Source organism: Streptomyces sp. NPDC016562, assembly GCF_043076955.1.
Taxonomy (GTDB): domain Bacteria; phylum Actinomycetota; class Actinomycetes; order Streptomycetales; family Streptomycetaceae; genus Streptomyces.
In genome coordinates, this window is record NZ_JBIBRZ010000003.1 from 228,145 (window position 1) to 248,845 (window position 20,701).

Genomic DNA, 20,701 nt, shown 5'->3' on the forward strand with positions numbered 1-20,701 from the left:
TGGTGCAGGGATCGAGGGGGAGGGGCCGACGGGCCCTGGCCCTGGGGGTCTTCGGCGCGGCGCTGTGGCTCTGCGTCGGCGGCCTGTTCACCGCGGCGCCGCCGGCGCAGGCCGCGACCGGCGGCTGCGGCGGCCGGCTGGTCCGGACGCTGCCGTTCGAGACGGGTGAGGTGCGCGTCTACAAGAGCCGCACCCGGGCCTGCGCCGTGACCGTGCCGCGGGTCCCGGGCCCGCGGCGGCACATGGCGGTGAGCATCCAGCCGCGCGGCGGGGTCCCGGTCCGCGACGGCGGTCTGTTCGCCCGGTATGCCGGTCCTGTCACGGTCGGTTCCATCAGCCGGTGCGTGTACGTCAGGGGGAGCGTGGGGGCCGGATCGACCGATTCCGGCTGGATCCTGTGCTGAGGTCCCGTATGGCGCTTCCCAACTGGGTCTGTTCAGCGGTGCGTTGACCCCGCTAGGTTCACGGCGACCGAAGTGGACTCAAGGGGAGGGTGAATGCGCAAGACGCTCGGATGGCTGCTGTCACTCGTGGTGCTCATCGGCACCATGGGCGCGGCCGGCTCCACGGCGCAAGCGGCCACAGCCGCGGAGCCGGCGGCTGCCACGGACATCAAGGACCAGATCCTCGGCATTCCCGGGATGAGCCTGATCGAGGAGAAGCCGTACCCCGGGTACCGCTTCTTCGTCCTGAACTACGAGCAGCCGGTCGACCACCGGCAGCCGTCGAAGGGCACCTTCAAGCAGCGCCTGACCCTGCTGCACAAGGACGTCTCACGGCCGTCGGTGTTCTTCACCTCCGGCTACAACCTCAACACCAACCCGCGCCGCAGTGAGCCGACGACCATCGTCGACGGCAACCAGGTGTCGATGGAGTATCGATTCTTCAACCCTTCCCGGCCCGACCCGGCCGACTGGGCCAACCTGGACATCTGGCAGGCCGCCAGCGACCAGCACCGCATCTACACCGCCCTGAAGAAGATCTACACGAAGAACTGGCTGGCCACGGGCGGCAGCAAGGGCGGTATGACGGCGACGTACTTCGAGCGGTTCTACCCCCGCGACATGGACGGCGTGGTCGCCTACGTCACGCCCAACGACGTCGTCAACAAGGAGGACTCGGCCTACGACCGGTTCTTCGCCAAGGTCGGCACCAAGGAGTGCCGCGACAAGCTGAACGCGGTGCAGCGCGAGGCGCTCGTCCGCCGCGAGCCGCTGGAAGCCAAGTACGCCGCGGCCGCCGCCGAGAACGGCTGGACCTTCAACACGGTGGGTGACCTGGACAAGGCCTACGAGGCCGTCGTCCTCGACTACGTGTGGGCCTTCTGGCAGTACAGCATGCTCGCCGACTGCGCCACGATCCCCGCCGCCGCGACCGCGAGCGACCAGGAGATCTGGGACTCGGTCGACGCGATCTCCGGCTTCTCGGCCTACACCGACCAGGGCCTGGAGACGTACGTGCCGTACTACTACCAGGCGGGCACGCAGCTGGGCTCCCCGGACATCAAGCAGGCGCACCTGGGCGACCTCAGCCGCTACGGCTACCAGCCGCCGCGCAACTTCGTGCCCCGCGACATCCCGATGACCTTCCAGCCGCAGGTCATGCGGGACGTGGACACCTGGGTGCGCAACAACGCGCACCAGATGCTGTTCGTGTACGGCCAGAACGACCCGTGGGGAGCCGAGCCGTTCCGCCTCGGGTACGGGGCCCGCGACAGCTACGTGATGACCGCGCCGGGCGCCAACCACGGTGCGAAGGTCGCGGGTCTGCTGGACGGCGAGAAGGCCCTCGCCACCCAGAAGATCCTCCAGTGGGCGGGCGTGGCACAGGCCACGAACCTGTTCGGCACGGCGAAGGCGCAGCCCCTGGCGGCGCCGGACGCGCAGCTCGACCAGCGGGACCTGGAGCGCGAGCCGCAGCTGCGGCCGTAGCACCACCCCCTGCGGGGGCTCGGGCTGACGTGCTCGTCATGCACAGCTAGTACGTCTAGTACGTCTAGTACGTCAGCCCGTGGCCCAGCGGGTAGCGGCCCGGCACCGGGACCGGCAGGCGGCCGGAAGGCCGTACCGCCCCGGTGAGCACCCGGGCCGCCGCCCGCATCTCCACGTCCGTCCAGGAGTACGTCGCCAGCTCCGCCGCACAGGCCGGCAGCCGGGCGGAGTCGTACGGGTTGCGGACCGCCACCAGGATCACCGGGACGCCGGTGGCGATCAGGTCCGTCACCAGCGTGCGCTGCGGATCATCCCCCTCCGGGACGTTGTACGTGCACACCAGCACCGCCGCGTGACCGGCCGCCGCGGCCACCGCCCGGGCCGGCGGCAGCGCCGTGGCCCGGCAGCCCAGCGCGGTCAGTTCGCGGGCCAGCACGGCCGTGGGAGGACCGGTGGTACCCGAGGGGGAGACCGGATCCGTCCCGGTGACCAGCAGCCGGGGCCCGGCCGACGCGTCCAGGGGCAGCAGCCCCGCCGCGTTGGCCAGGACGGTCGTCGTACGGGCCGCGATCGTGTCGGCCGCGTCGAGGTGCTTGCGGATGCCGACCGTCTCGTCCACCTTCCCGGCCGCGGGGTAGGGCTCCTCGAACAGGCCCCGGCGCGCCTTCAGTTCCAGGATGCGCAGGACCGACTCCTCGATGCGCGCCCGCGTCAGCTCGCCCGCCTCGACGGCCGCCAGCACGCTGCGGTACGCCAGCCCCAGGTCCGGCGGGTTCAGCAGCTGGTCGCAGCCCGCCAGCAGGGCCAGCACCGGGACGCGGTCGTTCCCGTACTTCTGTCGGACCCCGGCCATGTCGAGGGCGTCGGTGACCACCACCCCCTGGAAGCCGAGGCGTTCGCGCAGGATGCCGGTGACGATCGGCCGGGACAGGGTCGCCGGGTCGCCGGAGGGGTCGAGCGCGGGGAAGACGATGTGCGCGGTCATGATCGCGTCGACGCCCGCTTCGACGGCAGCCCTGAAGGGCGGCTCGTCCAGTTCCTCCCACTGCGCGCGGGTGTGCCGCATGACGGGCAGGCCGACGTGGCTGTCGGTCTCGGTGTCCCCGTGGCCCGGGAAGTGCTTGGCGGTGGCGGCCACGCCGGCGCCCTGGTAGCCGCGCACCTGGGCGGCGACCAGGGCCGCCACGGCCTGGGGATCGGAGCCGAAGGAGCGTACGCCGATGACCGGGTTGGCCGGGTTCACGTTGACGTCGGCCACCGGGGCGTAGTCCTGGCGGATGCCCATGGCGGCGAGCTCGGCGCCCGCGATGCGGGCCGCCCGCCGGGCGGCGGCGGTGTCGCCGGCCGCCCCGAGCGCCATCGCCCCCGGCAGGAGGGTGGCGGGGCGGCCGATGCGGGCGACGGCGCCGTGCTCCTGGTCGGTGGAGAGGAGGAGGGGGATGCGGGCGCCGGTGCTGAGGGCGGCCTGCTGGAGGCCGACGGAGAGCGCGGCGATCTGGTGCGGGGTGCGGGTGTTGTGGGCCCAGGCGAAGTAGATGACCCCGCCGAGGTGGTAGCGGGAGACGAGCTCGGCGGCGGTGCGCACGCCGAACGTCCGCTGGTTCTGCTCGGCGTCGGCCGGGTCGGGGTTGGTGGCGGAATGTCCGTACCCGCGGGAGACGAAGAGCTGGCCGATCTGCTCTTCGAGGCTCATCGCCGTGATGTGGCGGCGGAGGCGGGCGCGGTCGGGGTGGGTGGGGGTCCCGCCGGGTGCTTCGGTGGGGGAGTGCGGGTCGTCGGGGGTGCGGGGGGTGCGCATCGTGGCGGGGACGGCTCCCGTGGCCGTGACGGCGGCGATGGCGGCCGCGGTGAGCAGGGTCCGGCGCGAGGCGTGGTTCGGCACGGCCGGGACCTTACCGCTGCGGTCGGGGGAGCACCGGGTGTGTCGGGGCGTGTCGGGCCGTGGCCCTCCCGGGGTGGGTCGGGGTGGGGCCGGTGTCGGCCGGGGTCGGGCCGGGGGGCCGGTGCCGGCGGGTCGGAGGTGGGGCCGGTGTCGGCGGGGCCGGGTGCGCGCCGGGGTGTCTCCTCGGGCGCCGAACGGTTCGGGGGGTAGGGGGGTGCGGCGGTGGTGCGTTCGACGCCCTGCGGGGACACCCCGCCACACACCCGGCCCCGCCGACACCGGCCGGGCGGTGCGCCGCGGTGGCCCAATTCCGGCCCTCCGGGGCGGGGGTGGAACGCGCCCGGGCGTCGTGGCCCGCCGGGGCTGGTGTGGGCCGCGCCTGGCTATCCCAGCCCGGGCGTCCTGGCCCGCCAGGGCTGGTGTGGGCCGCGCCTGGCTATCCCCGGCTCGTCGGAACCGGCGTAGGCCGCGTCCGGGTGGGCGTGGAGTGCTGGTGGCGGTGAGGTTAGGTGGGCCAGTGGTGGCGGAGGGTTTTTACTGTTTCCGTGATGGCGGGGCGGCGGGCGGCGCCCGTGCGCCAGAGGGCGTACAGGCGGCGGACCGGGCCCGGTTCGAGGGGGACGGTGACCGCGCCCGGGGGGAGGGGGCCGGTGCCCAGGCGGGGGACGACGGCCACGCCGAGGCCGGCTGCGACCAGGGCGACGATGGTGTGGTTCTCCTCGGCCACGTGCGCGATGTCCGGTTCGAAGCCCGCGGTGCGCAGGGTCCGTACGAGCCAGTCGTGGCAGACGCGGCCCGGGGGCTGGCAGATCCAGCGTTCGCCGCCGAGGTCGGCGCGCCGGATGACGCGCCGGGTGGTGAAGGGGTGGCCGGCCGGGACGACCAGGTCGCAGAGGTCGTCGCCGATGACCGCCTGCTCGATGCCCTCGGGCGCCGGCAGGGGGGCGATGTCCCAGTCGTGGGCCACCGCCAGGTCGGTGACGCCCCGGGCGACCAGGTCCACCGAGAGGTGGGGGTCCACCTCGGTCAGGCGGACGTCGAGCGCGGGGTGGCGCTGTGACAGGTCGGCGAGCACCGCCGGCAGCAGGCCGCGGGCCGCGGAGGCGAAGGCGGCCACCGTCAGCAGCCCGCTCGGCTGCCCGCGCCGCTCCTCCAGGGTGGTCTCGGCGCGCTCCACGATCGCCAGCAACTCCTGGGCCGTCGAAGCCAGATGGCGGGCCTCCTCGGTGAGCGCGACGCCGCGGCCGCGTCGCTCCAGGAGGGTGGTGCGGGTCTCCCGTTCCAGCTTCGCGATCTGCTGGGAGACGGCGGAGGGGGTGTAGCCGAGGGCGGCCGCCGCGCCCGCGACCGAGCCGTGGACCGAGACGGCGTGCAGGGCGCGCAGCCGGGCGAGATCGAGCATGCCTTCATGGTGGCAGCAGGGGGATTCGTAAGCAACGCTTCATCAGTGGCGGAAGAGATTCGCGCTGGTGCTACATGGTCCGGGCGTCGATGCTCGGAGCATGCGTCCCGTACACACCTCGCTGGCCGTGCTCGTCGCCGCCGTCTGGGGCTTCAACTTCGTCGTCATCCAGATCGGACTCGGCCACTTCCCGCCGCTGCTCCTGTCCGCCCTGCGTTTTCTCGTCGCCGCCGTGCCCGCGGTGTTCTTCGTCGGGCGGCCCAAGGTCGCCTGGAAGTGGATCCTCGGGGTCGGGGTGGCCCTCGGCATCGCCAAGTTCGGCCTGCTCTTCACCGGCATGGACGCCGGGATGCCGGCCGGGCTGTCCTCGCTCGTGCTCCAGGTGCAGGCGGTGTTCACCGCCGTCCTCGCCGCCGTGGTGCTGCGCGAACGGCCCGGGAGGGTGCGGGTGCTGGGGATGGGCGTGGCGCTCGCCGGGATCGCGGTGGCCGCCGTGGACGGGGGTACGGGCGGGCCCGTGCTCGGCTTCGTGCTGGTCGTGGCGGCCGCCGCGTGCTGGGGCGTGTCCAACGTGCTCACCCGCCAGGCCTCGCCGCCCGACGCGCTGAACTTCATGGTGTGGGTGTGCACGGTGCCGGTGCTGCCGCTGTTCGCGCTGTCGCTGCTGTTCGAGGGGCCGGACCGGGACCTGGCCGCGCTGCGGGCGCTGGACTGGTCCGGGGTGGGCGTCATCGGCTACGTGGCCTGGGTGTCGACGGTCTTCGGCTTCGGCGCCTGGGGGTTCCTGCTGCGCCGCTACCCGGCCTCGGCCGTGGCCCCGTTCTCCCTGCTGGTCCCGGTGTTCGGGATGTCCTCGGCCGCGCTGGTCCTGGGGGAGTCCGTGTCGGGGCTGCGGTGGCTGGCCGCGTTGCTCCTGGTGGGAGGGGTGGCGCTCACCTCCCTGGCCCCCGCGCGGGCCGCGCTCAGCGCGGCTGGTCCTGCTGGAGCGGAAGCCGCCAGTCCTGACCCGTCAGACTCACTCCGTACGAGCGGTGCGGCCGCTGCGCGACCAGCGTGAACCCGGCCCGCAGGTAGATCTCGCGGGCGCTTGTCAGTACGTCGTTGGTCCACAGCACCAGCTCGCGGTAGCCGACCGAGCGGGCGAAGGCGACGACCGTGTCGACCAGCAGGGCGCCGATGCCGCGGCCGCGCCCCTCCGGGTCGACCAGCAGCAGCCGCAGCCGGGCGGTGCCGGGGGCGCCGTCCTCCCGTACGCACATCACCGAGCCGACGGGGCGCCCGTCCAGCTCCGCGATCCACACCCGCTCCAGGTAGGGGTCGTGGTCCTGGGCGAAGTCCGCGACGATCCGGGCGACCAGCCCCTCGAAGTCGGCGTTCCAGCCGTACTCGGCGGCGTACAGCGCGCCGTGGCGCTGCACGATCCACCCGAGGTCACCCGGCTCCGGAGCCCGCAGCCGCACCGTTTCAGCCATGGGCCAACTCTAGGCCGTACGGGTGGCGGGGGGTCTTCGAAACGGTTACTTCCCGCCGCCGCCGAGGATCCGGCCCAGGAGGTCGCCGAGGGCGCCGCCCGGGGTGGGGGCCGCGCCCGGTTTCGGGGCGCCCGCGGGGGTGCCCGAGGCCGCGCGCTTGGCGAAGACCGCCAGCACGACCGGGATCAGCATCTCGATGACCCGGCTGATGGTGGGGGCGGGGATGCCGGTCTTCTTCGAGACGGCTTCGGCCACGGGCCTGCTCACCTTGGCGAGCACGCCGGCCATCAGCCCGCCGCCCAGCAGGCCGCCGCCGAGCGTGGCGACGCCCTGCAGCGGCGGCTCGGAGACCTCCGCGAAGGCCTGGCGCACTTCGTCGTCGTCGGCCTTCTCCTGGAGGGTGCCGGTCATCGCGCCCACCGTCTGCGCGACGGTGTCGCGGGCGCCGTCGGCGTCTGTGCCGAGCAGCCCGGCGATCTCGGTCAGCTGCTCATCGCCGAGCTCGCCCAGGACGTCGTCCTGGAAAGAGGATTCACTCATGCCCGGAACGCTACTTGTATGCCGATTTACCAGCACTTTGTGTGGCCAGTGCGTCGGCGTTGGGTAACGGAAACGTAAAGCTGTGACTCCGGATGCAACCCTCCGGGCGAATCGTGGGTCGTATGAAGCGTCGGGACTTCCGGGGAGGGATCTGGGGGGATCGGGAAGTCCGACGAGGGAGGGGTAACCGTGAGGGGGTCCGGCCGCGAGGCGGGACCCCCTTCGCGCTGTCCCAGGGGTTGTCCACAGGCCTGACGCGCTGTCGGCGCCGGGCGGTAGCTTCGGGTCATGGCGATGGACGGGGCACGGGGCACGGCGGTGCAGATGGCGGTGGTCGAGGGGGTGCTCGAGCGCATCACCTACGCCAACGAGGAGAGCGGGTACACGGTCGCCCGCGTCGACACCGGCCGCGGCAGCGGGGACCTGCTCACCGTGGTCGGCTCGCTGCTGGGCGCGCAGCCCGGCGAATCGCTGCGCATGGAGGGCCGTTGGGGCTCCCACCCGCAGTACGGCAGACAGTTCACGGTGGAGAACTACAGGACCGTCCTGCCCGCCACCATCCAGGGCATACGCCGCTACCTCGGCTCCGGGCTGATCAAGGGCATCGGCCCGAAGATCGCCGACCGGATCGTGGAGCACTTCGGCACCGACACCCTCGACGTCATCGAGGAGGAGCCGAAGCGGCTGATCGAGGTGCCGGGGCTCGGTCCCAAGCGGACCAAGCTGATCGGCGCCGCCTGGGAGGAGCAGAAGGCGATCAAGGAGGTCATGGTCTTCCTCCAGGGAGTCGGCGTCTCCACCTCCATCGCGGTGCGCATCTACAAGAAGTACGCCGACGCCTCCATCTCCGTGGTCAAGAACCAGCCCTACCGGCTCGCCGCCGACGTCTGGGGCATCGGCTTCCTCACGGCCGACCGCATCGCCCAGGCCGTCGGGATCCCGCACGACAGCCCCGAGCGGGTCAAGGCCGGGCTCCAGTACGCCCTGTCCCAGTCCACCGACCAGGGGCACTGCTTCCTGCCCGAGGAGAAGCTCATCGCCGACGGGGTCAAGCTGCTCCAGGTGGACACGGGGCTGGTCATCGACTGCCTGGCCGAGCTCGCAGCCGATCCGGAAGGGGTCGTACGGGAACCGGTGCCCGATCCGCAGGGCGGCCCGGACCCCCTGACGGCCGTGTACCTGGTGCCCTTCCACCGGGCCGAGCTGTCGCTGGTGGGGCAGGTGCGCCGGCTCCTGCACGCCGAGGACGACCGGATGCCCGGCTTCCAGGACGTGGACTGGGACAAGGCGCTGGGCTGGCTCGCCGGGCGGACGGGGGCCACGCTCGCCCCCGAGCAGCGGGACGCGGTCCGGCTGGCGCTGACCCGCCGGGTCGCCGTCCTGACGGGCGGGCCGGGCTGCGGGAAGTCCTTCACCGTGCGCTCGATCGTCGAACTGGCCCGGGCCAAGAAGGCGAAGGTGGTGCTCGCCGCGCCCACCGGCCGGGCGGCCAAGCGGCTGGCCGAGCTCACCGGGGCCGAGGCCTCCACCGTGCACCGGCTGCTGGAGCTCAAGCCCGGCGGGGACGCGGCGTACGACCGGGACCGGCCGCTGGACGCGGACCTGGTCGTGGTCGACGAGGCCTCGATGCTGGACCTGCTGCTGGCCAACAAGCTGGTCAAGGCGGTGGCGCCCGGAGCGCACCTGCTGCTCGTGGGGGACGTGGACCAGCTGCCCTCGGTCGGCGCCGGGGAGGTGCTGCGCGACCTGCTGGCCGAAGGCGGCCCGGTGCCCGCGGTGCGCCTGACCCGGATCTTCCGCCAGGCCCAGCAGTCGGGCGTGGTCACCAACGCCCACCGGATCAACACCGGTCTGCCGCCGATCACCGACGGGCTGCCGGACTTCTTCCTCTTCCCCGAGGAGGACACCGAGGCGGCCGGGGTGCTGGCCGTGGACGTGGCGGCCCGGCGGATCCCCGCCCGCTTCGGCCTCGACCCCCGGCGGGACGTCCAGGTGCTCGCGCCCATGCACCGCGGCCCGGCCGGAGCCGGACACCTCAACGGGCTGCTCCAGCAGGCCATGACCCCGGCCCGGCCGGACCTGCCGGAGAAGCGGTTCGGCGGCCGCGTCTTCCGCGTGGGCGACAAGGTCACCCAGATCAGGAACAACTACGAGAAGGGCGCGAACGGCGTCTTCAACGGCACGGTCGGCGTGGTCACCGCGCTCGACGCGGACGAGCAGCGCCTCACGGTGCGCACGGAGGAGGACGAGGAGATCGGGTACGAGTTCGCGGAGCTCGACGAGCTGGCCCACGCGTACGCCGTGACCATCCACCGTTCCCAGGGGAGTGAATATCCGGCGGTGGTGATCCCGGTCACCACCGGGGCCTGGATGATGCTCCAGCGCAACCTGCTCTACACGGCGGTCACCAGGGCGAAGAAACTCGTCGTCCTCGTCGGGTCCCGCAAGGCGCTCGGCCAGGCGGTGCGTACCGTTTCCGCAGGCAGGAGGTACACGGCGGTGGCCCCCCGACTGGCCGGCCGCCTACCGGTGGGAAACATCACCTAAATGATCGATCATTTGGGGTTCCACCCGCAGGGCGGAGGGGGCAGGATGTTCAGGTTGGCGGCACTCAGTGCCGCCAAAAGCACCAAAGGCCGACCCCGAGTGCACTCTCCTGCGCCAAATGGGGGAAGGTAGAGGCAGTCAGGGCACCTCGAAGAAGAGGCACTACGTCGGTGAGGGATGACGTGAGCGACAACTCTGTAGTACTCCGGTACGCGGACGGTGAATACACCTACCCGGTGGTCGAGAGCACCGTCGGTGACCAGGGCTTCGACATCTCGAAGCTGCGGGCCCAGACCGGGCTCGTCACCTTGGACAGTGGCTACGGCAACACCGCCGCCTACAAGTCCGCGATCACCTACCTCGACGGTGAGCAGGGCATCCTGCGCTACCGCGGTTACCCGATCGAACAGCTGGCCGAACGCTCGACCTTCATCGAGGTCGCGTACCTGCTGATCAACGGTGAGCTGCCGACCGTCGACCAGCTCGCGTCTTTCCGCAACGAGATCACCCAGCACACGCTGCTGCACGAGGACGTGAAGCGCTTCTACGACGGCTTCCCGCGCGACGCGCACCCGATGGCGATGCTGTCCTCCGTGGTCAGCGCGCTGTCGACGTTCTACCAGGACAGCCACAACCCGTTCGACGAGACCCAGCGCAACCTCTCGACGATCCGGCTGCTGGCCAAGCTCCCGACCATCGCGGCCTACGCGTACAAGAAGTCGGTCGGCCACCCGGTGGTCTACCCGCGCAACGACCTCGGCTACGTCGAGAACTTCCTGCGCATGACCTTCTCCGTGCCGGCCCAGGAGTACGACCTGGACCCGGTCGTCGTCGCGGCGCTCGACAAGCTGCTGATCCTGCACGCGGACCACGAGCAGAACTGCTCGACCTCCACCGTGCGTCTGGTCGGCTCCTCGCAGGCGAACATGTTCGCCTCGATCTCGGCCGGCATCTCCGCGCTGTGGGGTCCGCTGCACGGCGGCGCCAACCAGTCCGTCCTGGAGATGCTCGAAGGCATCAAGAACGACGGCGGCGACGTCGACGCCTTCATCCGCAAGGTGAAGAACAAGGAAGACGGCGTCCGCCTCATGGGCTTCGGACACCGCGTCTACAAGAGCTTCGACCCCCGGGCGAAGATCATCAAGGCCGCGGCGCACGACGTCCTCTCCTCGCTCGGCAAGAGCGACGAGCTGCTCGACATCGCGCTCAAGCTGGAAGAGCACGCGCTGGCCGACGAGTACTTCGTCTCGCGCAACCTCTACCCGAACGTGGACTTCTACACCGGCCTGATCTACCGGGCCATGGGCTTCCCCACCGAGATGTTCACGGTGCTCTTCGCGCTCGGCCGGCTCCCCGGCTGGATCGCCCAGTGGCACGAGATGATCAAGGAGCCTGGTTCCCGCATCGGCCGCCCGCGCCAGATCTACACGGGCGAGGTCCTGCGCGACTTCGTGCCCGTAGAGGCCCGCTGACCCGAGCCTCACGGCCGCGCGGCCTGATCCCGCGCGGCCACCCCACGCACCGCACGGTGCCGGGAACGCGAAAAGCGCCCCGCCGTCGATCCCCCCACGGGTCGACGGTCGGGGCGCTTTCCATTTCCCCGAAACGGACTCCCCCCACGGGATCCGAGCCGGGGCGTCGGTGTGCCGGGACCCGTTCGGGCCGGGAGGGCCGCTCAAAGCCTCCCGCGGGCACGTGTCCCGGCGGCTGACACCACGGAAAACCCCCAAGGTTTCCGTGAAACGTCCCCCAAGACGTTCATGGCATCGCCCCATTAGACCCATGACGACCCCGGATGGTTACGTTGCGGTCACTGTGATCTGCGTCTCCCGTGAAGGAAGTGTGTGGAGGGGGAGGAGGAGATCCACTAGCGGAAGGACCGCAGCCGCAGGCTGTTGCTCACCACGAAGACCGAGGAGAAGGCCATCGCGGCCCCCGCGATCATCGGATTGAGCAGGCCGGCGGCCGCCAGCGGCAGGGCCGCCACGTTGTAGCCGAAGGCCCAGAACAGGTTCCCCTTGATCGTGGCCAGGGTCCGGCGGGAGAGCCGGATCGCGTCCGCCGCCACCCGCAGGTCGCCCCGTACGAGCGTCAGGTCGCCCGCCTCGATGGCCGCGTCGGTGCCGGTTCCCATGGCCAGGCCCAGGTCCGCCTGGGCCAGCGCGGCCGCGTCGTTGACCCCGTCGCCGACCATGGCGACCGTACGGCCCTCGGCCTGCAGGCGGCGCACGACGTCCACCTTGTCCTCGGGCAGCACCTCGGCGATCACCTCGTCGATGCCCACCGCGCGGGCCACGGTCTCCGCGACGGCCTTGTTGTCGCCGGTCAGCAGGACCGGGGTCAGACCCAGGGCCCGCAGCCGGGCGACCGCCTCGGCGCTGGTCTCCTTGACCGCGTCGGCCACCGTCAGCACCCCGCGCGCCTCGCCGTCCCAGGCCACCAGGACGGCGGTGCTCCCCTCGGCCTCGGCGGCCGCCTTGGCCTCCGCGAGCTCGGGGGGCAGGGTGATCGACCAGTCGGCGAGCAGCTGCTCGCGGCCCACCAGGACGGCGTGCCCCTCGACCACGCCCTGGACACCGAGTCCGGAGACGTTCGTGAAGGAGGCCGGGGCCTCGAAGGCGGGCGCTTCGAAGGCAGCGGCCTCGACGCCCCCGGCGAGCGCCGGGGCGCCAGCGCGCTCGGCCGCCGCGGAGGCGATGGCCCGGGCGATCGGGTGCTCCGAGGCGTGCTCCAGCGCTCCGGCCAGACGCAGCAGCCGGCGTTCGTCGACATCTTCGGCGGCGAACACGCCCGCGAGGGTCATCCGGCCGGTGGTCACGGTCCCCGTCTTGTCCAGGACGACGGTGTCCACGCGCCGGGTCGACTCCAGCACCTCCGGGCCCTTGATCAGGATCCCGAGCTGCGCGCCGCGCCCGGTGCCCACCATCAGGGCGGTGGGCGTGGCCAGGCCCAGGGCGCACGGGCAGGCGATGATCAGGACGGCCACGGCGGCGGTGAAGGCGGCGGTGGCGTCGTCGGTGATCAGCAGCCAGCTCACCCAGGTGCCGAGCGCGAGGACCAGGACGACGGGCACGAAGATCCCCGAGATCCGGTCGGCGAGGCGCTGCACCTCGGCCTTGCCGTTCTGGGCGTCCTCCACCAGCCGGGCCATCCGGGCGAGCTGGGTGTCGGCGCCGATCCGGGTGGCCTCGACGACCAGGCGTCCGGAGGCGTTGACGGTGGCTCCGGTGACGGCGTCGCCGACGGAGACCTCGACCGGGACGGACTCGCCGGTCAGCATGGAGGCGTCCACGGCGGAGCTGCCCTCCACGACCGTGCCGTCGGTGGCGATCTTCTCGCCGGGCCGGACGACGAACCGGTCGCCCACCGCCAGCGCGCTCACCGGGATGCGGACCTCGCGGCCCTCGCGCAGGACGGCCACGTCCTTGGCGCCCAGTTCCATCAGGGCCTTCAGGGCCGCGCCCGCCTTCCGCTTGGAGCGGGCCTCCAGGTAGCGGCCGAGCAGGATGAAGGAGACGACCCCGGCCGCGACCTCCAGGTAGAGGGCGGAGGAGCCGTCGGTACGGGAGATCGTGAAGGAGAAGCCGTGCCGCATGCCGGGCATGCCCGCGTGGCCGAAGAACAGGGCCCACAGCGACCAGGCGAAGGCGGCGAGGGTGCCGACCGAGACCAGGGTGTCCATGGTGGCGGCGCCGTGCCGGGCGTTGGTCCAGGCGGCCTTGTGGAAGGGGAAGGCGCCCCACACGACGACGGGGGCGGCGAGGGTCAGCGAGAGCCACTGCCAGTTGTCGAACTGGAGGGCGGGGACCATCGCGAGCAGGACGACGGGCAGGGCGAGCGCGGCGGAGACCAGCAGCCGCTGGCGCAGGGCGGCGAGCTCGGGGTCGCGCGCGGCCTCGCCCCGGTCCTCCTCCACGGCCTCGGCCTGGGCCGCGGGGGTGGGGGCGGCGGGCGGCGGAGGCTGCTCCGCGGTGTAGCCGGTCTTCACGACGGTGGCGATCAGGTCCTCGACCCGGACGTCACCGCCGTAGGAGACCTTGGCCTTCTCAGTGGCGAAGTTCACCGTGGCCTCGACGCCGTCCATCCGGTTGAGCTTCTTCTCGATGCGGGCCGCGCAGGAGGCGCAGGTCATTCCGCCGATGGAGAGCTCGACCGCCGCTATGGGTCCGTCGTGCACTGTGCTGGTCATGTTGCGGCTCCAGGGGGAGGGCCGGGCCGTACGGAACCAGTATGAGCTGGCCGGTACGGCCCGGCGGGATGCAGCGGGTGGTGCGTGTGGTGCCGGTGGTGCGGGGTGCTTCCGGAATGGAAGCTGCGGAGCCTCAGACCCGGCCGGCGAACTCGTAACCGGCCTCGTCCACGGCGGCGCGCACGTCCTCGTCGGCCAGCGGGGCCTCGGAGACGACGGTGACCTCGCCGGTCGCGGCGACGGCCTTCACCGAGCTGACGCCCGGCAGGGCGGAGATCTCCCCGGTCACCGCGCCCTCGCAGTGTCCGCAGGTCATGCCGGTCACCCGGTAGACGGTGGTGGTCTGGGTGTCCGTCTCGGCGGTCATGTCGTTCTCCTCTTCAGGGGCAGTGTCCGGTCGCCGGGCGGGGCGGCGGCATGCCTCCACCGTCCCTGCGACAGTTCGAGACTATACCCCTGGGGGGTATAAATGCGAGCGTCGGCGCCCCTTTCTCGCGCCGCGCGCCCCCTCAGTCCTCGCGCCGGCCCCGGTTGCCGGGTCGGCGGGCCACCCAGGCGCGCACGGTGTCGGCGTACCAGTAGGGCTTGCCGCCCTCCACGTGATCGGGCGCCGGGAGCAGGCCGTGCTTGCGGTACGAGCGCACGGTGTCCGGCTGGACGCGGATGTGGGCAGCGATTTCCTTGTACGACCAGAGCTGACGGTCGGCCATGCAGGACACCTCCTTGTCCACGCGGCGGGGCCGGCCGGGAGGCCGTCGGGGGAGCCGGCGCGTGGGCAGTGACGATCACTCGCGTTGTGCCCGGGGAACGACGCAGAGTGAGGCCAGGGGAGGGGCTGTTGACCGCCTGTGACGGAAAACCCGCGTAGTGCGGACATGTGTGACACGAAGGCGACCCCTGTGACAGGAGCGCCACAGGGGTCGAGGGGCCAGTCGTGGGGTCAGCCGAGGGCAGTCGTGGGGGCCGGCCGAGGGTCCGTACGCGCGCCGGGCGCGGGCCGTCAGCGGTACAGGGCCGGCCGTTCCACCAGCTCCACCACGGTCCGTACGCCGCTGCGCGCGGCCGTCAGGCCCGCCTCCGAGACGGCGGCCGCCGCGTAGCCGTCCCACGCGTCGGGTCCCGCCACCCGGCCACGGCCGGCCGCCTCCACCCAGCGCCGCAGCTGCCGGTCGTAGGCGTCGGCGAAGCGCACCGTGAAGTCCTGGTCGATCGCGCCGCCCCACCGGCCCGCCGACTGCACCACCATCGCGTGGCCGTCGCCGATCCGGGCCGTGCCCGCCTCGCCGACCGCCTCGCACTGCACCTGGTAGCCGAAACCGCAGTTCACGAAGATCTCCACGTCGACGACGGCCCCGCCGGAGGTCTCCAGCAGCACCAGCCGGGGATCGCGCAGCCCCTCGGGGGCGGCCGCCGAGGGCCTCGGAGACAGCACGGTGACGGCGGTGATCTCCTGCCCCAGCAGCCAGCGGGCCGCGTCCACCTCGTGCACCACGGAGTCGCTGATCAGCATGTCGCTGGTGAAGAAGGACGGGGAGGAGGCGTTGCGGTGGCGGCAGTGCAGGAAGAGCGGCCGCCCGATCCCGCCCGCGTCCAGCAGCTGCTTCAGTCCTTCGTACTCGGCGTCGTGCCGCCGCATGAACCCCACCTGCACCAGCCGCCGCCCCAGCCGCTGTTCGGCCTCCATGACGCGCAGCGCCCCCGCCGGGTCCGGGGTCAGCGGCTTCTCGCACAGCACCGGCAGCTCCCGCTCCAGGGCGTGCAGAATCGCTTCCTCGTGGGCGGGCCCGGGTGAGGCGATCAGTACGGCCCGCACCCCGGGCGCGGCTATCGCGGCCGCCGGGTCGGTGTGGGCGCTCGCGCCGTCCAGGGCGCCCGCGACCTCCTTGACCCGGTCCCCGTCCGGGTCGGCCACGGCGACCACCCGCGCCCCGCCCACGCTCCGCCCGATCCGGCGCACGTGGTCGGCGCCCATCTTCCCGGTGCCGATGACGGCGATGCCGAGGGTGCTGGTGCTCATGCGATTCCTCCTTCAGACGCCACAGGAGCGCAGATAGGCACGGGTGCGGCGGGCGATCGGCAGCGGCTGGTCGGGCGGGCACGGGTACATGTCCTGTTCCACGATGGCGAACAGGTCCACGCCGAGCCGCCCGGCCGCCGCCAGTACGGGTTCCAGCGCGGGCACCCCGGACGGCGGTTCGCACATCACCCCGCGGCCCACGGCCGGCCCGAAGGGCAGCTCCTGCGCGAGGACTTCGGCGAGGATCCGCGGGTCCACCTGCTTGAGGTGGAGGTAGCCGATCCGTTCGGCGAAGGTCTCGACGGCCTGGACGCTGTCGCCGCCGCAGTAGGCGTAGTGCCCCGTGTCCAGGCAGAGGGAGACCACGTCGGGGTCGGTGGCGTCCAGGAAGCGGGCCACGTTCTGCGGGGTGTCGATGTGGGTGTCGGCGTGCGGGTGGACGACGATCCGCAGCCCGTAGCGGTCCTGGACCTCGCGGCCCAGCCGCTCGGTCTGGGAGGTCAGTTCACGCCACTGGGCGGGCGTGAGGGTGCGGTCCTCCAGCACCTTGCCCGTCTTGTCGTCCCGCCAGAAGGAGGGGATGACGACGAGGTGCGCCGCGCCCACGGCCTGCGTGAGCGCCGCGATCCGCGACACGTGGTCCCAGGTCTCCTCCCACACGGCGGGGCCGTGATGGAGTCCGGTGAAGACCGTTCCGGCGCTGACCCGCAGCCCGCGCCGGGCCGTCTCCTCGGTGAGGCGGGCGGGATCGGTGGGCAGATAGCCGTAGGGGCCGAGCTCGATCCACTCGTACCCGGCGTCGGCGACCTCGTCGAGGAAGCGTTCCCAGGGGGTCTGCCGGGGGTCGTCGGGAAACCAGACACCCCAGGAGTCCGGAGCCGAACCGACACGGATACGCGTCAACGCGGGCGGGGAGGACGTCATGACGACCACCTTAGGCTGGGACGAGAGCGGGAGGACTGACTGTGACCGGGACCGGCGATCCGTTGGAGTTCGACCTCATCACGATGGGCCGGATCGGGGTGGATCTCTACCCGCTGGCGACCGGCGTACCACTGGCCGAGGCGGAGACCTTCGGCAGGTTCCTCGGCGGCTCCCCGGCCAACGTGGCCGTGGCGGCGGCCCGGCTGGGACGGCGGGTGGCGCTGATCACCCGTACCGGCGCGGACCCCTTCGGCGGGTATCTGCGCGCCGAGCTGCGGGGGTTCGGGGTCGACGACCGGTGGGTCGGCGAGGTCGCGGACCTGCCCACGCCCCTGACCTTCTGCGAGATGTTCCCGCCGGACCGCTTCCCCCTGTACTTCTACCGGCTGCCGAAGGCCCCGGATCTGGAGATCGCGGTGGAGGAGCTGGACCTGGACGCGGTACGCGCGGCCCGGGTGTTCTGGATGACGGGCACGGGCCTGAGCGAGGAGCCCTCGCGGGAGGCGACTCTGGCGGCGCTGGACGCCCGCGGCGGCGCCGGTGCGGAGGCGGGGACGACGGTGTTCGACCTGGACTGGCGGCCCATGCTGTGGCGGGAGAAACCCGGGCCGTACTACGAGCGGGCGCTGGCCCGGGCGACGGTGGCCGTCGGGAACCTGGAGGAGTGCGAGATCGCCACGGGGGAGTCCGAGCCGTACGCGGCGGCGCGGGCGCTGCTCGCCGCCGGGGTGGAACTGGCGGTGGTCAAACAGGGCCCGGAGGGCGTGTTGGCCGTCCACCGCGACGGAACGGAGGCGCAGGTACCGCCGGTTGCCGTCCAGGTGGTCAACGGGCTGGGCGCCGGTGACGCGTTCGGGGGCGCGCTGGTCCACGGGCTGCTGGAGGGCTGGCCGCTGGCGCGGGTGATGCGGTACGCGAACGCGGCGGGGTCCATCGTCGCGGGGCGGCTGGCGTGTTCCAGCGCGATGCCGTTCGCGGCGGAGGTCGAGGAGGTGCTGGTCCGTGCCGGTGGTGAGTGAGTGGGGGATGTCCTGGACGAGGCTGGTCGTCCTCGACCTGGCGCCCGGTGAGGTGTACGGGTTCGCGTGCGGGGAGTCGGAGTGGATCGTGCTCCCGCTGTCGGGCGGCTGCGAGGTCCGCTGCCGGGGGCCGGAGGATGCGGCGGGGCCGGCCATTCCAGCCTCGCCGGCGTGTGAGGCGCGGGGGTCTGGGGCCGGCGCCCGCAACAGCGGTCCGCAGACGTTCGAACTGCGCGGGCGGACGGGGGTGTTCGACGCCGTGACCGACTTCGCGTACGTGCCACGGGACGCGCACGCGGAGGTCGCCTCGGCCCGGGGAGGGCGCTTCGCCCTCGCGGGGGCGCGGTGCGCGCGGCAGCTCCCCGCACGCTACGGCCCGGCCGGAGCCGTGCCCGTGGAGCTCCGCGGCGCGGGCCAGTGCTCCCGCCAGGTGAACAACTTCGCCGCCGCGGGCCCCGGCGGCTTCGACTGCGACCGGCTGATCGCCGTGGAGGTGCTCACCCCCGGCGGGAACTGGTCCTCCTACCCGCCCCACAAGCACGACGCGCACCACCCCGGCGAGGAGTCCCGCCTGGAGGAGATCTACTACTTCGAGATCGCCCCGCACGGGAACACCCCCGGCCTCGGCTACCAGCGCGTCACCCCGTCCCCCGCCGGAAAGACCGACATCCTCACCGAGGTGCGCTCCGGCGACGCCGTGCTCATTCCGGACGGCTGGCACGGGCCGTCCATCGCCGCCCCCGGGCACGACATGTACTACCTGAACGTCATGGCCGGGCCGCCCGGCGAGCCCCGGGAGTGGCTGATCCGGGACCACCCCGACCACAGCTGGATCCGCGACAGCTGGGACGGGCAGGACATCGACCCCCGGCTGCCCTTCCACCACGAGGAGGCCACCCCGTGAGGCTGACCGTCGCCCAGGCACTCGTACGCTTCCTCGCCCGCCAGTACACGGAGCGCGACGGGCGGCGCCGCCGGCTGATCGCCGCCACCTGGGGGATCTTCGGGCACGGCAACGTCGCCGGCATCGGCCAGGCCCTCCTGGAGGAGGGCCCCGACGCCATGCCCTTCTTCCAGGGGCGCAACGAGCAGGCCATGGTGCACGCCGCCGTCGGGTACGCCCGCCAGTGCGGCCGGCTCTCCGCACACGCCGTCACCACCTCCATCGGGCCCGGCGCCACCAACCTCGTCACCGGGGCCGCCCTCGCCACCATCAACCGGATCCCGGTGCTCCTGCTGCCCGGTGACACCTTCGCCACCCGGCCCGCCGACCCCGTGCTCCAGCAACTGGAGGTCCCCTACGCCGGGGACGTCTCCGTCAACGACACCCTGCGGCCCGTCTCCCGCCACTTCGACCGGATCACCCGCCCCGAAGCCCTCGTTCCGGCGGCGCTCCAGGCCATGCGGGTGCTCACCGACCCCGTGCAGACGGGCGCCGTCACCCTCGCGCTGCCGCAGGACGTCCAGGCGCAGGCCTACGACTGGCCCGAGGAGTTCTTCGCCGAGCGGGTCTGGGGCGTGCGCCGCCCCCGGCCCGACCGCACGGAGCTCGCCGCGGCCGCCGAGGCCGTACGGGGATCCGCGCGCCCCCTGCTCGTCGCCGGTGGCGGGATCCGCCACAGCGGGGCCCAGGCAGCCCTCGCCGCCTTCGCCGACGCCACCGGGATCCCGGCGGCCGCTACCCAGGCGGGCAAGGGGGCCTTGCCGCACGACCACCCGGCCGACGTCGGCGGGATCGGCCACACCGGGACGGCCACCGCCGCCGCCCTGGCCCGGGAGGCCGATCTGGTCATCGCCGCCGGTACCCGCCTGACGGACTTCACCACCGCCTCCGCGACCCTCTTCCGCGATCCGGCCGTCCGGTTCATCGGCCTCAACCTCGATCCGTACGACGCCCACAAACTGGCCGCCCGGCCGCTGGTGGCCGACGCGCGCGAGGGGCTCGACGAGCTGCGGGAGGCGGTCGCCGGGTACCGGGTGGATCCCGCGTACGAGACGGCGTACCGGCAGCGCCATCAGGAGTGGGAGAGCCGCGTCGACCGGGCCTGGGCCGTCGACGACGAGGACGCGGCGCCCACCCAGACCCAGGTGCTGGGCCTGCTCGACGCCCTCGTCGACGACACCGACATCCTGATCAACGCGGCCGGCTCGCTCCCCGGCGACCTGCACAAGCTGTGGCGGGCCCGGTCCGCGGACCAGTACCACGTGGAGTACGGATACTCCTGCATGGGCTACGAGATCCCGGCGGCGATCGGCGTCGCACTCGCCGCACCCGGCCGGCCGGTGTGGGCGCTGGTCGGGGACGGCACCTACCTGATGAACCCGACCGAGATCGTCACCGCCGTGCAGGAGGGGATCCCGATCAAGGTGGTGATCCTCGACAACCACGGCTACGCCTCGATCGGCGGCCTGTCGGGGGCGGTGGGCGGCGAGGGGTTCGCCACCGGATACCGCTTCCGGGCGCCCGACGGCACGTACACGGGCGACCCCCTTCCGGTGGACCTGGCGGCCAACGCGGCCTCCCTGGGAATGGCCGTCATCCGCACCCGCACCCTCGGTGACCTGCGGAAAGCCCTGGCGCAGGCACGCTCGGCGGACCGTCCCACATGTGTCTACGCGCAGACCCGAACACCCGACACTGTGTCGGGCCCACCCCCGGCACAGGCGTGGTGGGATGTTCCTGTGGCCGAGACCGCGACCCGTAAGGCGGCGGCCGAGGCCCGTGAAGAGTACGACCGGCAAGCCGCGCAGCGACGTCGCCATCTGTGAAGGAGCAAG

16 protein-coding genes and 1 pseudogene are annotated in these 20,701 nt (G+C 72.6%); 8 read left to right on the plus strand and 9 right to left on the minus strand.

The genetic code is table 11. The features are described 5' to 3' along the window. The first annotated feature begins 2 nt into the window (after positions 1-2). Together ACF059_RS16185 and ACF059_RS16190 are read left to right on the plus strand one after the other, a co-directional pair. Positions 3-404 carry a hypothetical protein gene (locus ACF059_RS16185; protein WP_392057146.1) on the plus strand — a complete coding sequence of 134 codons (402 nt, stop codon included), beginning with the start codon at positions 3-5 and terminating at the stop codon, positions 402-404. A gap of 93 nt (positions 405-497) precedes the next feature. After that, complete coding sequence (locus ACF059_RS16190) at positions 498-1,931, plus strand: aminopeptidase (RefSeq protein ID WP_366867037.1); 1,434 nt, start codon at positions 498-500, stop codon at positions 1,929-1,931. 64 nt (positions 1,932-1,995) lie between these two features. Here ACF059_RS16190 and ACF059_RS16195 read toward each other — a convergent pair whose 3' ends face one another. Then, positions 1,996-3,813: a glycoside hydrolase family 3 protein gene (locus ACF059_RS16195; protein WP_392057149.1), complete on the minus strand. Its 1,818-nt coding sequence runs from the start codon at positions 3,811-3,813 to the stop codon at positions 1,996-1,998. Between the two features lie 505 nt (positions 3,814-4,318). Then, positions 4,319-5,215, minus strand: a complete 897-nt coding sequence (locus ACF059_RS16200; RefSeq protein ID WP_366867034.1) for a LysR substrate-binding domain-containing protein — start codon at positions 5,213-5,215, stop codon at positions 4,319-4,321. A gap of 100 nt (positions 5,216-5,315) precedes the next feature. Between ACF059_RS16200 and ACF059_RS16205 the strand changes: the two genes are divergently transcribed. Further along, positions 5,316-6,272: an EamA family transporter gene (locus ACF059_RS16205; RefSeq protein WP_392057152.1), complete on the plus strand. Its 957-nt coding sequence runs from the start codon at positions 5,316-5,318 to the stop codon at positions 6,270-6,272. Here the strand turns inward: ACF059_RS16205 and ACF059_RS16210 are convergent. Together ACF059_RS16210 and ACF059_RS16215 are read right to left on the minus strand one after the other, a co-directional pair. Then, positions 6,178-6,690: pseudogene (locus tag ACF059_RS16210) on the minus strand (GNAT family N-acetyltransferase); the annotation flags it as partial. The gene ACF059_RS16205 and the pseudogene ACF059_RS16210 overlap by 95 nt on opposite strands. Positions 6,691-6,732: 42 nt before the next feature. After that, complete coding sequence (locus tag ACF059_RS16215) at positions 6,733-7,227, minus strand: DUF937 domain-containing protein (RefSeq protein ID WP_392057155.1); 495 nt, start codon at positions 7,225-7,227, stop codon at positions 6,733-6,735. A gap of 288 nt (positions 7,228-7,515) precedes the next feature. Here ACF059_RS16215 and ACF059_RS16220 point away from each other — a divergent pair, with 288 nt between their 5' ends. Next, the gene (locus tag ACF059_RS16220; RefSeq protein WP_392057158.1) at positions 7,516-9,774 is read left to right on the plus strand and encodes an ATP-dependent RecD-like DNA helicase; all 2,259 of its coding nucleotides are present in this window, start codon (positions 7,516-7,518) and stop codon (positions 9,772-9,774) included. A gap of 182 nt (positions 9,775-9,956) precedes the next feature. Further along, a complete protein-coding gene (locus ACF059_RS16225) occupies positions 9,957-11,246 on the plus strand; it encodes a citrate synthase (protein ID WP_360902915.1) in 1,290 nt (429 codons plus the stop codon). 395 nt (positions 11,247-11,641) lie between these two features. On the opposite strand, the gene ACF059_RS16230 is transcribed toward ACF059_RS16225, so the two are convergent. From ACF059_RS16230 to ACF059_RS16250, 5 genes are all read right to left on the minus strand, one after another. Beyond that, positions 11,642-13,963: a heavy metal translocating P-type ATPase gene (locus tag ACF059_RS16230; protein ID WP_392057160.1), complete on the minus strand. Its 2,322-nt coding sequence runs from the start codon at positions 13,961-13,963 to the stop codon at positions 11,642-11,644. Between the two features lie 133 nt (positions 13,964-14,096). Beyond that, complete coding sequence (locus ACF059_RS16235; protein WP_392057163.1) at positions 14,097-14,330, minus strand: heavy-metal-associated domain-containing protein; 234 nt, start codon at positions 14,328-14,330, stop codon at positions 14,097-14,099. A gap of 142 nt (positions 14,331-14,472) precedes the next feature. Beyond that, on the minus strand, positions 14,473-14,673 hold the full coding sequence (locus tag ACF059_RS16240) for a helix-turn-helix transcriptional regulator (RefSeq protein WP_392057166.1): 201 nt from the start codon (positions 14,671-14,673) through the stop codon (positions 14,473-14,475). Between the two features lie 290 nt (positions 14,674-14,963). Beyond that, entirely contained in the window at positions 14,964-15,980 is a 1,017-nt protein-coding gene (locus ACF059_RS16245) for a Gfo/Idh/MocA family protein (RefSeq protein WP_392057169.1), read from the minus strand. A gap of 12 nt (positions 15,981-15,992) precedes the next feature. Continuing rightward, the gene (locus ACF059_RS16250) at positions 15,993-16,904 is read right to left on the minus strand and encodes a sugar phosphate isomerase/epimerase family protein (RefSeq protein WP_392057172.1); all 912 of its coding nucleotides are present in this window, start codon (positions 16,902-16,904) and stop codon (positions 15,993-15,995) included. 83 nt (positions 16,905-16,987) lie between these two features. Here ACF059_RS16250 and iolC point away from each other — a divergent pair, with 83 nt between their 5' ends. The 3 genes from iolC to iolD are packed head-to-tail and all read left to right on the plus strand — an operon-like array spanning position 16,988 to position 20,692. Beyond that, positions 16,988-17,923: a 5-dehydro-2-deoxygluconokinase gene (iolC, locus tag ACF059_RS16255; protein ID WP_392058119.1), complete on the plus strand. Its 936-nt coding sequence runs from the start codon at positions 16,988-16,990 to the stop codon at positions 17,921-17,923. A 7-nt stretch (positions 17,924-17,930) separates the two neighbouring features. Next, positions 17,931-18,827, plus strand: a complete 897-nt coding sequence (gene iolB, locus ACF059_RS16260) for a 5-deoxy-glucuronate isomerase (RefSeq protein WP_392057175.1) — start codon at positions 17,931-17,933, stop codon at positions 18,825-18,827. After that, positions 18,824-20,692 (plus strand): 3D-(3,5/4)-trihydroxycyclohexane-1,2-dione acylhydrolase (decyclizing), encoded by a 1,869-nt coding sequence (gene iolD / locus ACF059_RS16265; protein WP_392057178.1) that lies wholly within the window; start codon positions 18,824-18,826, stop codon positions 20,690-20,692. Before iolB ends, iolD begins: the two co-directional genes overlap by 4 nt. Positions 20,693-20,701: the final 9 nt, after the last annotated feature.

Bases quoted from the DNA above. Each gene is read 5' to 3' on its own strand.
- ACF059_RS16190 (WP_366867037.1), top strand. From the start codon at position 498: ATGCGCAAGACGCTCGGATGGCTGCTGTCACTCGTGGTGCTCATCGGC.
- ACF059_RS16200 (WP_366867034.1), bottom strand. From the start codon at position 5,215: ATGCTCGATCTCGCCCGGCTGCGCGCCCTGCACGCCGTCTCGGTCCAC.
- ACF059_RS16205 (WP_392057152.1), top strand. From the start codon at position 5,316: ATGCGTCCCGTACACACCTCGCTGGCCGTGCTCGTCGCCGCCGTCTGG.
- ACF059_RS16215 (WP_392057155.1), bottom strand. From the start codon at position 7,227: ATGAGTGAATCCTCTTTCCAGGACGACGTCCTGGGCGAGCTCGGCGAT.
- ACF059_RS16220 (WP_392057158.1), top strand. From the start codon at position 7,516: ATGGCGATGGACGGGGCACGGGGCACGGCGGTGCAGATGGCGGTGGTC.
- ACF059_RS16230 (WP_392057160.1), bottom strand. From the start codon at position 13,963: ATGACCAGCACAGTGCACGACGGACCCATAGCGGCGGTCGAGCTCTCC.
- ACF059_RS16235 (WP_392057163.1), bottom strand. From the start codon at position 14,330: ATGACCGCCGAGACGGACACCCAGACCACCACCGTCTACCGGGTGACC.
- ACF059_RS16240 (WP_392057166.1), bottom strand. From the start codon at position 14,673: ATGGCCGACCGTCAGCTCTGGTCGTACAAGGAAATCGCTGCCCACATC.
- ACF059_RS16245 (WP_392057169.1), bottom strand. From the start codon at position 15,980: ATGAGCACCAGCACCCTCGGCATCGCCGTCATCGGCACCGGGAAGATG.
- ACF059_RS16250 (WP_392057172.1), bottom strand. From the start codon at position 16,904: ATGACGTCCTCCCCGCCCGCGTTGACGCGTATCCGTGTCGGTTCGGCT.
- iolC (WP_392058119.1), top strand. From the start codon at position 16,988: ATGGGCCGGATCGGGGTGGATCTCTACCCGCTGGCGACCGGCGTACCA.
- iolB (WP_392057175.1), top strand. From the start codon at position 17,931: ATGTCCTGGACGAGGCTGGTCGTCCTCGACCTGGCGCCCGGTGAGGTG.